Source organism: Micromonospora sp. B11E3, from assembly GCF_039871625.1.
In the GTDB taxonomy this organism is placed as follows: domain Bacteria; phylum Actinomycetota; class Actinomycetes; order Mycobacteriales; family Micromonosporaceae; genus Micromonospora.
Genome location: NZ_JBDPMC010000024.1, coordinates 36,733 through 49,265, shown reverse-complemented (window position 1 = coordinate 49,265; position 12,533 = coordinate 36,733). Strand labels below are relative to the sequence as shown.

Sequence of the window (12,533 nt, the reverse complement as noted above, 5' to 3'; positions counted from 1 at the left end):
CTCCCGCACCTCCCGTGGAGAAGGGCCGCCCTCCCGCCGCCCGCGGCCAAGCGCGGCGTACCGCGCCGGCCGGTCACGCCGTGTGGTCGTTGACGATCTTGCCGAAGACCTCGCCGGAGGCCAGTCGGGCGAATCCCTCCTCGATCCGGCTGAACGGCACCACGCTGTCCACCACCGGGCGCACGTCGTGCTCGGCGCAGAACGCCAGCAGCTCGGTCAGCTCGCCGGGGGTGCCCATCGACGTGCCGAGGATCTCCAGCTGCATGGCGAAGACCCGCCGCAGGTTGACCTTCGGCTCGTACCCGGCGGTCGCCCCGGAGACCACGATGCGCGCATGCGGCGCGGCCGACTTGAGGGAGTGGTCGAAGGTGGCCGCCCCGACCGTCTCGATCACGACGTCGACCCGCTCGGGCAGCCGGGCGCCGGGCTCCAGGGCCGTCGCCCCCAGCTCCGTGATCCGCTCGCGCTTGGCGGCGTCGCGGCTGGTCGCGTACACCCGCTTGCCGAGCGCGACGGCGAGCGCGACGGCCGCGGTGGCCACGCCACCCCCGGCGCCCTGGACCAGCACCGCCTCGGCGTCGTCGACCCGCCCCTTGGTGGTGAGCATCCGCCAGGCGGTGAGCCACGCGGTGGGCAGGCACGCGGCGTCCGTCGCGGACACGCCGGCCGGCAGGGGCAGCAGGTTCATCCGGGGTACGGCGACCCGCTCGGCGAAGGTGCCGGGGAAGTGCTCGGAGAGGATGGACATTCCGCGCGGGTCGCCCGGGTCGGCGACCAGCGGGTAGACCACGACCTCGGTGCCGTCCGGGTCCACCCCGACGGCGTCGCAGCCGAGGATCATCGGCAGCCGGTCGGCGCCGAGCCCGACTCCGCGCAGGGACCAGAGGTCGTGGTGGTTGAGCGAGCTGGCCAGCACCCGCACGGTCACCCAGTCGTCCTCGGGGTGGGTCGGCTCGGGGCGCTCGCCGACGGTCAGCGCGGCGAGCGGGTTGTCGGCGTCGAGGCTCGAGGCGAAGGCAGCACGCATGATCGGCACCGTAACAAGGGAAGTGGGCGACAAGAAGGGGCCCGGCCCACACGGCGGGCCCCTTCTTCCGGGTCAGGCGCGGGCGACGCCGTCGCGGCGGGCGGCCTCGGCGACGGCCTCGGCGACCGCCGGGGCGACCCGGGGGTCCAGCGGGGACGGCACGATCGCGTCGGCGGTGAGCGTCTCGGCGACCACGTTGGCGATCGCGTCGGCGGCGGCCACCTTCATCCCGTCGGTGATCCGGGTGGCCCGGGCATCGAGGGCCCCCCGGAACACGCCGGGGAACGCCAGCACGTTGTTGATCTGGTTCGGGTAGTCGCTGCGGCCGGTGGCCACCACCGCGACGTGCCGGGCGGCCACCTCGGGGTGCACCTCGGGGGTCGGGTTGGCCAGCGCGAAGACGATGCCGCCCGGGGCCATCCCGGCCACCGCCGCCTCCGGGATCTGCCCGCCGGAGACACCGATCAGCACGTCCGCGCCGCGCAGCGCCTCGCCGATGTCGCCCTGTCGGCCCTCGGCGTTGGTGTCCGCCGCGAGCCCCGCCTTGCCGCCCGTGAGGTCGGTGCGGTGCCGCCCGATGATCCCCTTGGAGTCGCAGACCACCACCCGGTCGGGGTCCACCCCGCCGGCGATCAGCATCCGGGTCACCGCCACCCCGGCGGCCCCCGCCCCGCTGACCGCGACCCGCAGGTCGCCGAGCTTGCGGTTGAGCAGGGTGGCCGCGTTGCGCAGGGCGGCGAGCACGACGATCGCGGTGCCGTGCTGGTCGTCGTGGAAGACGGGGATGGGCAGCGCCTCGTCGAGCCGGCGCTCCACCTCGAAGCAGCGCGGCGCGCTGATGTCCTCCAGGTTGATGCCGCCGAACGAGGGCGCGAGGGCCGTCACCACCGCGACGATCTCGTCCACGTCCTGGGTGTCCAGGCAGACCGGCACCGCGTCCACACCGCCGAACTGCTTGAACAGCACCGCCTTGCCCTCCATCACGGGCAGCGCCGCGCGCGGGCCGATGTTGCCCAGGCCGAGCACGGCCGACCCGTCGGTCACCACGGCGACGGTGTGCGCCACCCAGGTGTAGTCGTCGGCGAGGGCGGGATCGGCGGCGATCGCCTCGCACACCCGGGCCACCCCCGGGGTGTACGCGAGGGAGAGGTCGTCGCGGCTGGTCAGCGGCACGGTCGACGTGACGGCCATCTTGCCGCCGGCGTGCAACCGGAAGACGGGATCGGCGGGATCCACGGTGGACGAAGACATGGTGACTCCAGAATCTGTCGAGCAGACGTGGCGGCCGCCGCGGACGCGAGGTGGGGCGAGGAGCGGCGGTGACGCGGTGCGGGGGGTCACCCGGGCACCTGCCGAGTGTAGTGTCGGCGGTGCCTCCGAAGTGTGAGTAGGGTCATAACTTACGGGTGTGGAAAGAGACGCGGTCGAGGCCAGTAGCGGGCCACGACCCGGCCCTGCACGTCGGCCACGCCGTACGTCCGGGAGTCGTCGGTGGCCAGGGTGTTGTCGCCGCGTACCCACCAGCCGCCGGCCTCGGGGCGGACCGCGCGCTTGACGACGAGCAGGTCCGGGCGGGCGCGGAAGACCGCGACCACCAGGTCACCCGGGCGGACGGGGCGCCCGCCGCGCCGCACCAGCAGCGCGTCGCCGTGCCGCAGCGTGGGGGCCATGGACGGGCCGGTCACCAGCACCGCCGCGAGCGGCCCTCGCAGCCGGTCGACGGCGCGGGATTCGTCGGCGCGCACCGGGTTTCACCTCCACGCCTCCGGGGAGCATCTCCAGGAGTAATGTCATCTTGGATCATCGCAAACATCCCATGGAGGACCCTGATGCGCCTTCCCCGCATCCTCACGCCGCGTGTGACCGTCAGCGCCCACTGCGACCTTCCGTGCGGCGTGTACGACCCGGCGCAGGCCCGGATCGAGGCCGAGTCGGTCAAAATGATCTGCGAGAAGTACCAGGCGAACACCGACCCCGAGTTCCGCACCCGGGCGATCATCATCAAGGAGCAGCGGGCCGAGCTGGTCAAGCACCACCTGTGGGTGCTCTGGACCGACTACTTCAAGCCGCAGCACTTCGAGAAGTACCCGCACCTGCACACGCTGTTCAACGAGGCCACCAAGCTGGCCGGCGCGGCCGGCGCCAAGGGCGCCACCGACCCGGCGAAGGCCGACCAGCTGCTGCAGAAGATCGAGGAGATCTCGAAGATCTTCTGGGAGACCAAGCAGGCGTGACCCTGCCCGTCCAGGCTCCGACCGTACGGCCGGCACGTCCCGACGACGTGCCGGCCGTCGTCGCCATGGTGCACGAGCTGGCCGAGTACGAGCGCGCACCCGACCAGTGCCACCTCACCGCCGAGCAGCTCTCCGCCGCCCTCTTCGGCCCGGCCCCGGCCCTCTACGGCCACGTGGCGGTGGACGACGCCGACCGGCCGCTCGGTTTCGCCCTGTGGTTCCTCAACTTCTCCACCTGGGCCGGGGTGCACGGCGTGTACCTGGAGGACCTGTACGTCCGCCCGGAGGCGCGGGGCACCGGCGCGGGCCGGCAACTGCTGGCCACCCTGGCCGCCATCTGCGTGGAGCGGGGCTACCAGCGGCTCGAGTGGTGGATGATCCGCTGGAACCCGGCGGCCCGCTTCTACGCCTCGATCGGCGCCACCGTGATGGACGAGTGGGTGCCGTACCGGCTGGCCGGGCCGGCGTTGACCGAGCTCGCGGCCCAGCTGGGGCGCCCGACGGCCGGTTCGTCGTCCCCGGCCGGTGCCGCGCCCGCCCACCCGACCGCCTGAGCGGGTAGAGTCCCGCACCGGGGGGATGAGGCGTGACTCAACTGACCGGCCAGCCAGCGACCGACGACGACGTTGTGCACCTCACGGTGCCCGCCGACGGCGGCTATCTCGGCGTGCTCCGCACCGCCACGGCTGGTCTCGCCGCCCGTCTCCAGTTCGCCCTCGACGAGATCGAGGACCTGCGGATCGCCGTGGACGAGGCGTGCGCGATGCTGCTCGCGGTCGCCACGCGGGACGCCGAACTGGAGTGCCGGTTCACGGTGACGGACGACGCGCTCACCGTCGAGGTGACCGTCCCGACCGTGCGGGGCGCGACGCTGCCCTCGGAGTCGTCCTTCGCCTGGAAGGTGCTGACCGCGCTCACCACGGCCGCCGCGGCGGGCGCCGCGAACGGCCGGGCCACCATCTCCCTGCTGACCCGCCGCGCCTCCGGCTACTGACGCCCCACCCGCCCCCGCTCCCCCACCCACGCGATCTTGCAGTTTCTGCCCCGACAAACCGGGCAGACGCCGCGTAACGAGGGCCACAAGTGCAAGATCGCGGCGGGAGGGTCGGAGGCAGCGGGGCCGCGGGGTCAGAAGCCGAGGGCGCGGGTGGTCTGCGGGCTCACCAGCAGCGCGCTGACACCGACGCCGAGCGCCATCAGCGGCACGCCCAGCCAGCCCAGCCCGCCCTGGATCATGTACCAGCCCACCGGCAGCAGCATGAGCTGGAGGACGATCGCCGGGGCGCGGGCCCCGGCCCGGCGCCGGCCCAGCGCGCCGCCGAGCGCCCAGAGCGCGGCGGCGCCGCCGCCGGCGAACGCGGTCACCAGCAGTGCCGACGGCAGGTCGGTGGTGTCGGCGGTGAGGTCGGCCCAGACCAGCCAGACGGCGACCAGGCCGAGGGCGACCGCCTCCGCCCGGAGCAACCGGACCGCCCAGGCGAGCGTGGTCGGATTCGGGTCAGGGTCGATGGTCACGGGCGACACGATACCGGTGGCGGCTCGCGGTACAGTGCCGCCCATGCGGGCCGTCCTGGTCGTCAATCCGAAGGCCACCACCACGAGCGAGCGCAGCCGGGACGTCCTGGTCCGGGCGCTGCGCAGCGAGGTCGACCTCGCCGTGCGGTACACCCGACGGCGGGGCCACGCCACTGATCTCGCCCGGGAGGCGGCCGAGGAGGGCGTCGACCTGGTGGTCACGCTCGGTGGCGACGGCACGGTGAACGAGGTGGTAAACGGCCTCATGACGGCCGAGCCGCCGACCATCCGCACCGGGACGACTCCGGCCGAGCGGCTGCCGGCGTTGGCCACCGTCCCCGGCGGGTCGACGAACGTGTTCGCCCGGGCGCTCGGGCTGCCCCGGGAGTGGCCCGAGGGCACCAGCATGATCCTGGAGGGACTGCGGCTGGGCCGGTCCCGGACGATCGGCCTGGGCCGGGCCGACGGCCGCTACTTCACGTTCTGCGCAGGCTTCGGCATCGACGCCGCCGTGATCCGCCGGGTCGAGCAGGCCCGCCGCCGGGGGCGGGTCTCCACCCCGGCGCTCTACCTCCGCTCGACGGCGAGCCAGTACCTCCTGGGTTCGGAACGCCGGCACCCGACCATCACGCTGGAGCGGCCGGGCGAGTCGGCCGAGGCCGGGCTGGGCACCGTCATCGTGCAGAACACCGCGCCCTGGACGTACGTGGGCGAGCGGGAGATCAACCCGAACCCGCAGGCGTCGTTCGATCTCGGATTGGACGTGCTGGCAATGCGGCAGCTACGGGTGGTGAGTACGACACGGACAGTCACCCAGTTCTTTTCCCGGAACCCTGATCCGCGGGGTCGTCAGGTGCTGCGACTGCACGACGTGGCCGAGTTCACCCTGCTCGCGAGCCGTCCGCAGGCCTTCCAGCTGGACGGGGACTATCTCGGTGAGCGGGAGAAAGTCAGATTCACATCCATTCCCGCCGCACTGAGAGTAATCTGCTAGGTCTCGGGTACAGCCATCGATCGGAGCGGTCCCCCACACCGCGGCCGACGCGGTGGCCGCGACACCGAGGCGAGGCGCCGGAAATGTCAGCAATGTCACCGAGACTGTACTATATTGATCCGCGACTGTGCCAAGGCGGGCGACCGGACCTTCCGGGAACCCGGACAAAAGGGTCGTGAGCTTGCTCACCGCGCGGAGTTTTTCCGAGCGTCACCCTTGACATTGCGTGGGTTCGTGAAAGTATTCACAAGCGAACTTGAGTTACCGGGACATTGCCTGGATATGCTCAGCATGTTGAGCCGTTCCAGCAGGTCCCAGGGGCCACAAGAGCCTGCTCACGCAGCGCCGAATTGATGGACGCGAACCGTCACCATCCGGCGTGCGGACGCATATGGAAAAGCACCAAAGCAATATCTGCCACCCATCCAGAATGAGGAGTGTTGCCGCCATGGACTGGCGCCACGATGCCGTCTGCCGCGACGAGGACCCGGAGCTGTTCTTCCCGATCGGGACGTCCGGGCCGGCCCTGCTGCAGGTGGAGCAGGCGAAGGCCGTCTGCCGGCGCTGCCCGGTGACCGACCAGTGCCTGCAGTGGGCACTGGAGTCCGGTCAGGACGCCGGCGTCTGGGGCGGGATGAGCGAGGAGGAGCGGCGCGCCGTCAAGCGCCGCGGCGGCCTCCGGGTGCTTCGCGCTCACTCCGCCTGACCACCGCACCACGCTGCTCCACGCCCCGGCAGGGCTAGACCCCGCCGGGGCGTCGCGCTGTCCGGGCGCCGTACGACGATCGGGCGACGGCAACGTGGTCGGTAGCAGGGCCAGCAGGCCCACGGCCGCGGGGAGCGTGGCTCACCCGTGGGACAGCCCCGGCGGTGGTCACCCCCGTCGGCGCGGCGCGCACTCCCCCCACAGGCGCGTCGGGTGCAGCCGGGTCGCGCCGCGCGCTCACCGCACAGGCGCAGCCAGATCGCGCCGCGCACTCACGCCGCAGACTCGGCGGCCACCCGGCGCAGCACCAGATCGACCAGCTCCGGGGCGTCGGTGAGCGGCCCGGCCACCGTCGCCGCGCCGGCCGCCCGGGCGTCCGCCACCACCGCGTCGTGGAAGAGGCCGGGGGCCAGGAAGTACGCCGACACGGCGACCCGGCGGGCCCCCGCCGCGCGCAGCCGGGCCACCGCGGTCCCCACCGCAGGCGGGGCGGCCGAGGCGTACGACACCCGGCAGGGCACGCCGTACGCGGCGCCGAGGGCCGCCGCCACCCGCCCCACGGACGCGCGCGCCCGGGCGTCCCGGGTGCCCGCGGCGGCCAGCACGAGAGCGTCGAAGGGGTCCGGTCCCGCCTCGGTCAGCCGCCGCCGCAGCCCGGCCAGCAGCCCCGGATCGACCACCCCGTCGGCGGGGCCGAGCACGTCGCAGACGCGTACGGCCAGCGGCGGCCCCGACTCACGCGCCGCCGCGACGGCCGCCGGCACGTCGACCCGCCGGTGGTACGCGGCGGTGAACAGCAACGGCACCACCACGGCCCGGGGGTGACCGGCCTCCGCCAGCGACCGCAGCACGGCCGTCGGCCCGGGGTCGGTGTGGTCCAGCCAGCTCGCCCGGACCGGAATGCCCGGTCGGGCGGCGGCGACCGCGCGGGCGAGCGCCCTGGTCGCCGCGGCCGCCCGGGGATCCCGGCTGCCGTGCGCGACCAGCACGACCGGCTCCGGCACGGCCGCGCCGACCGGCCCCGGACCGAGCGGGCCCGGGGCGGTCGCCGCGGGGACGGACGGGGCCACGGCGAACGGTGCCGCGCCGACCGGGACCGCCGGGGCCCGGACAGCCGGCTCTGCCGCATCCGGGGCCGACGGCGGCGCCGCGGTCAGAGGTGCAGCCCGCACTCGGTCTTCTCGAACATCGCCCACCGGCCGGCCCGCGGGTCCTCCCCCGCCCTGGTGCGCCGGGTGCAGGGCCAGCAGCCGATCGAGCCGTAGCCCCGGCGGAACAGCTCGTTGACCGGGATGTCGTGGCGCGCGATGTAGGCGTCCACGTCGGCCTGCTTCCAGGCGGCGATCGGATTCACCTTCACCTTGCCCCGGCGGGCGTCGTACGTCACCACCGGCGTGTTGGCGCGGGTCGGCGACTCGTCCCGGCGCAGCCCGGTGGCCCAGGCGTCGTACCCGGTCAGGGCCCGCTCCAGCGGCTCCACCTTGCGCAGCTGGCAGCAGTCGTCCGGCGACCGGTTGAACAGCCGGGGCCCGTACTCGCCGTCCTGCTGGCCCACGGTGAGCCGGGGGCGGATCGAGCGGACGTTCACCGGCAGCCGGCGGGCCACCTCGTCGCGCACCCTCAGCGTCTCCGGGAAGTGCAGCCCGGTGTCGAGGAAGACCACGTCCACGCCGGGCGCGACGCGGGAGACCAGGTGGGCCACGACGGCGTCCGCCATCGAACTGGTCACGCAGAACCGGTCGCCGAAGGTCTCCGCCGCCCAACGGGCGATCTCCAGCGCCGGCGCCCCCTCCAGCTCGCGGCCCGCCTCCTCGGCCAGGGCACGCAGCTCCTCCGGGCCGCGGCGGCCCGACTCGGCCGGGCTCGGCTCGCCGGGCCCGACCAGCCCGAGGTCGACGGCGGAGACGAGCCCGCCGCTCCTCGCGCTCACCGGGCCACCGCCCGGCTGAGCAGACCCGTGAACCGCACGGTGAAGACCCGGGCGCAGGCGTGGCACTCCCACGCGCCGTGCCCGGCCTCGCTCGGACGCAGGTCCTCCTCCCCGCAGTACGGGCAGTACAGCGGCACCGAACGGGTTTCGCTCATCGCGACACCTCGCTTCGCTCGGCGTCGCGACGAGGCTCCACCACGCTGGGCCTGCCGGTTCGCTCGCTACGCTCGCTCATCGGAGTTCCTCCTCGTCGACCCTGATCACCCAGTTGGCGAACGTCTCCCCGGTGGTCCGGCCGGCCAGGTAGCGCCGGGCCAGCCGCTCCACGTACTCGGGAAGCTCGTCCGCGGTGGTCTTCAGACCGCGCAGCTTGCGGCCGAAGCCGGCCGTCTGCCCCTGCGCCATGCCCAGGCCGCCGCCCAGGTGCACCTGGAATCCCTCGACCTGCCGGCCGTCCGGGCCGACCACGAGCTGGCCCTTGAGGCCGATGTCGGCGACCTGGGTGCGGGCGCAGGCGTTGGGGCAGCCGTTGAGGTGGATCGAGATGTCGGCGTCGAAGTCGCGCAGCCGCTCCTCCAGGCGGGCCACCAGCTCCTCGCCGCGCGCCTTCGTCTCGACGATGGCCAGCTTGCAGTACTCGATCCCGGTGCAGGCCATCGTGCCGCGCCGCCAGGCCGACGGCCGGGCCTCCAGGCCGATCCCCCGCAGCGCCGTCACCAGCGAGTCGGTCCGCTCCGGCGCCACGTCGAGCACCAGCAGCTTCTGGTACGGCGTGAGCCGCACCCGGCCGCTGCCGTGCGCCTCGACGACGTCGGCGAGCTGGGCGAGCTGGGCACCGGAGACGCGGCCGACCACCGGGGCCGCGCCGACGAAGTTGCGCCCGTCGCGCTGCTGGTGCACGCCGATGTGGTCGATCGGCCTGTCGGGCAGCTCCGGGGCGGGGCCGTCGAGCAGGGCCCGCCCCAGGTACTCCTTCTCCAGCACCTCGCGGAAGCGCTCCACACCCCAGTCCGCGACCAGGAACTTCAGCCGGGCCCGGCTGCGCAGCCGGCGGTAGCCGTAGTCGCGGAAGATCCCCACCACGCCCGCCCAGACGTCCGGCACCTCGGCCAGCGGGACCCACACGCCGAGCCGCTTGGCCAGCATGGGGTTGGTGGACAGGCCGCCACCGACCCAGAGGTCGAAGCCGGGGCCGTGGTCGGGGTGGTCGACGCCGAGGAACGCGATGTCGTTCGCCTCGTACGGGGTGTCGACCAGCCACGAGATCGAGGTCTTGAACTTGCGCGGAAGGTTGGAGTACTGCTTGTCGCCGACGTACCGCTCGACGATCTCGTTGATCGCCGGGGTCGGGTCGAGCACCTCGTCCCGGGCCACCCCGGCGACCGGGCTGCCCAGCACGACCCGCGGGCAGTCGCCGCACGCCTCGGTGGTCTGCAGGCCGACCGCCTCCAGCCGGCGCCAGATCTCCGGCATGTCCTCGATCCGGATCCAGTGGTACTGGATGTTCTGCCGGTCGGTGATGTCGGCGGTGTCCCGGGCGAACTCCCGGGAGATGTCGGCCACGACCCGGAGCTGGGCCAGGGTGAGCTCGCCGCCGTCCACCCGGACCCGGAGCATGAAGAACTCGTCCTCCAGCTCGTGCGGCTCCAGCACGGCGGTACGCCCGCCGTCGATGCCCTCGCGACGCTGGGTGTAGAGCCCCCACCAGCGGAACCGACCGCGCAGGTCCTGCGGGTCGATCGAGGCGAAACCCCGGTGGGCGTAGATGGTCTCGATCCGCGCCCGGACGTTCAGCGGGTTGTCGTCCTTCTTCATCCGCTCGTTGGGGTTGAGCGGCTCGCGGTGGCCGACCGCCCACTGTCCCTCGCCGCGGGGGCGGCGGGGTGCCCGTGCCGCGGGAGCGTCGGACCGGGCGGGGGTGCTGCTGAGCGCCATCGCGGCGTCCTCCGTTGTCTGCTGTGCCTCGGCGGCGCGGGCGCGACGGCCGGCCCGTGGGACGGGCCGTGGGACGGCGATGTCGGATCGGCCGGCGCGGAGCGCACCCGAGACAGGTGGGTCGGGCGTCGTCAGTGGGCCGGACAGATGGCGCTGCGCACGCGGCCGTAGTCGACGTGGCGACGGGCCACGAAGCGACGGACGATGGCGGCGAGCATGCGGCCATGCTCCCACATCTCCGGGACCCTTCCAATGGCCCAGTGTGCGATCCCACATCACGGACCGTCGATGACGTGGACACCTCCTCGCCCGGGCACCCCGTGCAGGCGGCCAGGTCAGGTACCCCGGCACTCGCCTGGCGGCGGTTCGGCCTCCCACCACACGCGGGTGTGCGAGGCTCTGGACGTGGCCGAAATGCCTGGAAGGCTGCATCGCATACCGGTTTGTCGGCCCCGGCGAAGCCGGCCGGGACGGGCGTGAACGGCGGACGGGCGTGAACGGCGGACGGGCGTGAACGGCGGACGGGCGTGAACGGCGGACGGGCGGCGGGCCGGGCCGCACCCGCCCCGCCGCGGCCGGTCCCGGTCTGGGTGGTTCCCGCCCTGCTCACGTTGGCCGTCACCCTGACGGGGGTCAACGGGGCGCAGCCGTGGCGGGACGAACTGGCGACGTGGAGCGCCGCGACTCGGTCGCCGGCCGGGCTGGCCCGGATGGCGGGCACCATCGACGCCGGCGCCGTGCCGTACTACCTGCTCATGCACGGCTGGCTGGCGCTGACCGGCGACTCGGCGACCGCGCTGCGGCTGCCGTCCGTGCTGGCCATGGCCGGGGCGGCCGGGCTGACCGCCGTACTCGGCGAACGGCTGCTCGGACGGCGGACCGGGCTGGCCGGCGGGCTGCTGTTCGCGGCCGTCCCCGGCGCCTCCCGGTACGCCCAGGAGGCCCGCCCGTACGCGTTCGTCGCCCTGTTCGCGGTGCTGGCGACCCTGCTGCTGGTCCGGGCGATCGACCGCCCCGGGTGGCGCGCCTGGGCCGCCTACGCCGCCGCCGTCACGGCGCTCGGCCTGGCGCACCTGGTCGCGCTCGGCCTGCTCGCCGCGCACGCGGTCGCCGTGCTCGCCCGGCGCGGTCGAGGGGCGGCACGCCGAGCCGGGGCAGCGGACAGCCCGGCAGCGCACAGCCGGCCAGCGGACGACCCGGCCAGGGCAGCGGACAGCCGGGCCGAACCTGCCGGGCGCCGGGGCCGGCCGCTGCGGGGCTGGCTGACCGCGCTCGCCCCGGCGGCGGCCGTGCTGGCCCCGCTGGCGCTGCTGTCCGCCGGGCAGCGGGGCCGGCAGCTCGACTGGGTGGACCCGGCCCGCCTGGCCGACCTCGCCGCGCTGCCCGGCGCCCTGGCGCGTGCCGGCGCGGTGGGCGGGTTGCTGCTCGGCCTCGCCGTACTCGGTGCGGTCCGCGCGGGCCGGCGTGCCCTGCTGCCCGCCGCCGGGGTGGCGCTGCCGACGCTGCTGCTCTTCGTGGCCGGGCTGGCGGCGCCGGTGTGGGTGCCGCGCTACCTGTTCTTCACGGTGCCGTTCGCCTGCCTGCTGGCCGGGGCGGCACTGGCCACGGTGACGCTGCCGGCGGCGTCGGCCGTCGTGCTCCTCGCCGCCCTGCTCGGCCTGCCCGACCAGGCCGCGCTGCGGCGCAGCCACGAGTGGCCGCCCGGCGCGCTGGTCGACTACCGGGGCGCGGCCCGGGTGGTCGACCAGGGGCGCCGCCCCGGGGACGCGGTCGTCTTCTCGCCCCGGGACGGCTGGCTCTTCCTCGACCTCGGCACCCGCTACCACCTGGGCGACCGCCAGCCCCGGGACGCGCTGGCCGTACGGGGACCGGACGCCCGCGGCGACTACTGGGCCGACGAGTGCGCGCGCCCGGCCGAGTGCCTGGCCGGCGTACCCCGGATCTGGCTGGTCGTGGCGGGGCACCCGGCGGCCCCCGTGGACGCGGTGCCGGGGGCGAAGGGGGCGGCGCTGCGCGGCACCTTCACCGTGGCGCGGGTCTGGGCCCGCCCGGGCGTGACGGTGGCCCTCCTGACCCGCTGACCCCGCCCGGGCTCCTCGGACACCACGACGCGGCCAAGGTTGGCAGCCGGGCGACGTTTCCGTCGGCGCGTCGAGTCGCTCGTCCGTCAACGCTCGCGCCAGAGCCACGCC

14 protein-coding genes are annotated in these 12,533 nt (G+C 74.4%); 6 read left to right on the top strand and 8 right to left on the bottom strand.

Translation table 11 applies throughout. The annotated features are described in order from the left end of the window. Positions 1 to 73 precede the first annotated feature (73 nt). The 3 genes from ABGB16_RS14875 to ABGB16_RS14865 all read right to left on the bottom strand — a co-directional run bounded on the left by ABGB16_RS14875 (position 74) and on the right by ABGB16_RS14865 (position 2,697). On the bottom strand, positions 74 to 1,036 hold the full coding sequence (locus ABGB16_RS14875; protein ID WP_347668617.1) for a zinc-binding dehydrogenase: 963 nt from the start codon (positions 1,034 to 1,036) through the stop codon (positions 74 to 76). A gap of 63 nt (positions 1,037 to 1,099) precedes the next feature. Further along, complete coding sequence (locus ABGB16_RS14870; RefSeq protein WP_347668616.1) at positions 1,100 to 2,278, bottom strand: NADP-dependent malic enzyme; 1,179 nt, start codon at positions 2,276 to 2,278, stop codon at positions 1,100 to 1,102. Positions 2,279 to 2,427: 149 nt separating this feature from the next. Then, on the bottom strand, positions 2,428 to 2,697 hold the full coding sequence (locus ABGB16_RS14865; RefSeq protein WP_347668657.1) for a S24/S26 family peptidase: 270 nt from the start codon (positions 2,695 to 2,697) through the stop codon (positions 2,428 to 2,430). Between the two features lie 159 nt (positions 2,698 to 2,856). Between ABGB16_RS14865 and sodN the strand changes: the two genes are divergently transcribed. The 3 genes from sodN to ABGB16_RS14850 are packed head-to-tail and all read left to right on the top strand — an operon-like array spanning position 2,857 to position 4,255. Then, positions 2,857 to 3,261, top strand: coding sequence for a superoxide dismutase, Ni (gene sodN / locus ABGB16_RS14860; protein WP_347668615.1), 405 nt, complete (start codon positions 2,857 to 2,859; stop codon positions 3,259 to 3,261). Continuing rightward, positions 3,258 to 3,815: a GNAT family N-acetyltransferase gene (locus ABGB16_RS14855; RefSeq protein WP_347668614.1), complete on the top strand. Its 558-nt coding sequence runs from the start codon at positions 3,258 to 3,260 to the stop codon at positions 3,813 to 3,815. The genes sodN and ABGB16_RS14855 overlap by 4 nt, the downstream gene beginning before the upstream one ends. A 32-nt stretch (positions 3,816 to 3,847) precedes the next feature. Beyond that, positions 3,848 to 4,255, top strand: a complete 408-nt coding sequence (locus ABGB16_RS14850; protein ID WP_347668613.1) for an ATP-binding protein — start codon at positions 3,848 to 3,850, stop codon at positions 4,253 to 4,255. A gap of 134 nt (positions 4,256 to 4,389) precedes the next feature. Here the strand turns inward: ABGB16_RS14850 and ABGB16_RS14845 are convergent, their stop codons facing one another. Beyond that, positions 4,390 to 4,821 (bottom strand): hypothetical protein, encoded by a 432-nt coding sequence (locus tag ABGB16_RS14845; RefSeq protein WP_347668612.1) that lies wholly within the window; start codon positions 4,819 to 4,821, stop codon positions 4,390 to 4,392. Here ABGB16_RS14845 and ABGB16_RS14840 point away from each other — a divergent pair. Together ABGB16_RS14840 and ABGB16_RS14835 are read left to right on the top strand one after the other, a co-directional pair. After that, positions 4,820 to 5,770, top strand: a complete 951-nt coding sequence (locus ABGB16_RS14840; protein ID WP_347668611.1) for a diacylglycerol kinase family protein — start codon at positions 4,820 to 4,822, stop codon at positions 5,768 to 5,770. The genes ABGB16_RS14845 and ABGB16_RS14840 overlap by 2 nt on opposite strands. A 448-nt stretch (positions 5,771 to 6,218) precedes the next feature. Then, positions 6,219 to 6,476: a WhiB family transcriptional regulator gene (locus tag ABGB16_RS14835; protein ID WP_073834718.1), complete on the top strand. Its 258-nt coding sequence runs from the start codon at positions 6,219 to 6,221 to the stop codon at positions 6,474 to 6,476. Positions 6,477 to 6,748: 272 nt separating this feature from the next. On the opposite strand, the gene ABGB16_RS14830 is transcribed toward ABGB16_RS14835, so the two are convergent. From ABGB16_RS14830 to ABGB16_RS14815, 4 genes are all read right to left on the bottom strand, one after another. After that, positions 6,749 to 7,480, bottom strand: coding sequence for a CbiX/SirB N-terminal domain-containing protein (locus ABGB16_RS14830; protein WP_347668656.1), 732 nt, complete (start codon positions 7,478 to 7,480; stop codon positions 6,749 to 6,751). A 149-nt stretch (positions 7,481 to 7,629) separates the two neighbouring features. Next, a complete protein-coding gene (locus tag ABGB16_RS14825; protein ID WP_347668655.1) occupies positions 7,630 to 8,361 on the bottom strand; it encodes a phosphoadenylyl-sulfate reductase in 732 nt (243 codons plus the stop codon). A 41-nt stretch (positions 8,362 to 8,402) separates the two neighbouring features. After that, complete coding sequence (locus tag ABGB16_RS14820) at positions 8,403 to 8,561, bottom strand: IS1 family transposase (protein WP_145773481.1); 159 nt, start codon at positions 8,559 to 8,561, stop codon at positions 8,403 to 8,405. Positions 8,562 to 8,637: 76 nt separating this feature from the next. Then, positions 8,638 to 10,341 (bottom strand): nitrite/sulfite reductase, encoded by a 1,704-nt coding sequence (locus ABGB16_RS14815; protein WP_347668610.1) that lies wholly within the window; start codon positions 10,339 to 10,341, stop codon positions 8,638 to 8,640. A gap of 527 nt (positions 10,342 to 10,868) precedes the next feature. Between ABGB16_RS14815 and ABGB16_RS14810 the strand changes: the two genes are divergently transcribed. Beyond that, positions 10,869 to 12,422 carry a glycosyltransferase family 39 protein gene (locus ABGB16_RS14810; protein WP_347668609.1) on the top strand — a complete coding sequence of 518 codons (1,554 nt, stop codon included), beginning with the start codon at positions 10,869 to 10,871 and terminating at the stop codon, positions 12,420 to 12,422. Positions 12,423 to 12,533: the final 111 nt, after the last annotated feature.

Coding starts and splice junctions, on each gene's coding strand:
- ABGB16_RS14870 (WP_347668616.1), bottom strand. CDS start 2,278: ATGTCTTCGTCCACCGTGGATCCCGCCGATCCCGTCTTCCGGTTGCAC.
- ABGB16_RS14865 (WP_347668657.1), bottom strand. CDS start 2,697: ATGGCCCCCACGCTGCGGCACGGCGACGCGCTGCTGGTGCGGCGCGGC.
- sodN (WP_347668615.1), top strand. CDS start 2,857: ATGCGCCTTCCCCGCATCCTCACGCCGCGTGTGACCGTCAGCGCCCAC.
- ABGB16_RS14840 (WP_347668611.1), top strand. CDS start 4,820: ATGCGGGCCGTCCTGGTCGTCAATCCGAAGGCCACCACCACGAGCGAG.
- ABGB16_RS14845 (WP_347668612.1), bottom strand. CDS start 4,821: ATGGGCGGCACTGTACCGCGAGCCGCCACCGGTATCGTGTCGCCCGTG.
- ABGB16_RS14835 (WP_073834718.1), top strand. CDS start 6,219: ATGGACTGGCGCCACGATGCCGTCTGCCGCGACGAGGACCCGGAGCTG.
- ABGB16_RS14820 (WP_145773481.1), bottom strand. CDS start 8,561: ATGAGCGAAACCCGTTCGGTGCCGCTGTACTGCCCGTACTGCGGGGAG.
- ABGB16_RS14815 (WP_347668610.1), bottom strand. CDS start 10,341: ATGGCGCTCAGCAGCACCCCCGCCCGGTCCGACGCTCCCGCGGCACGG.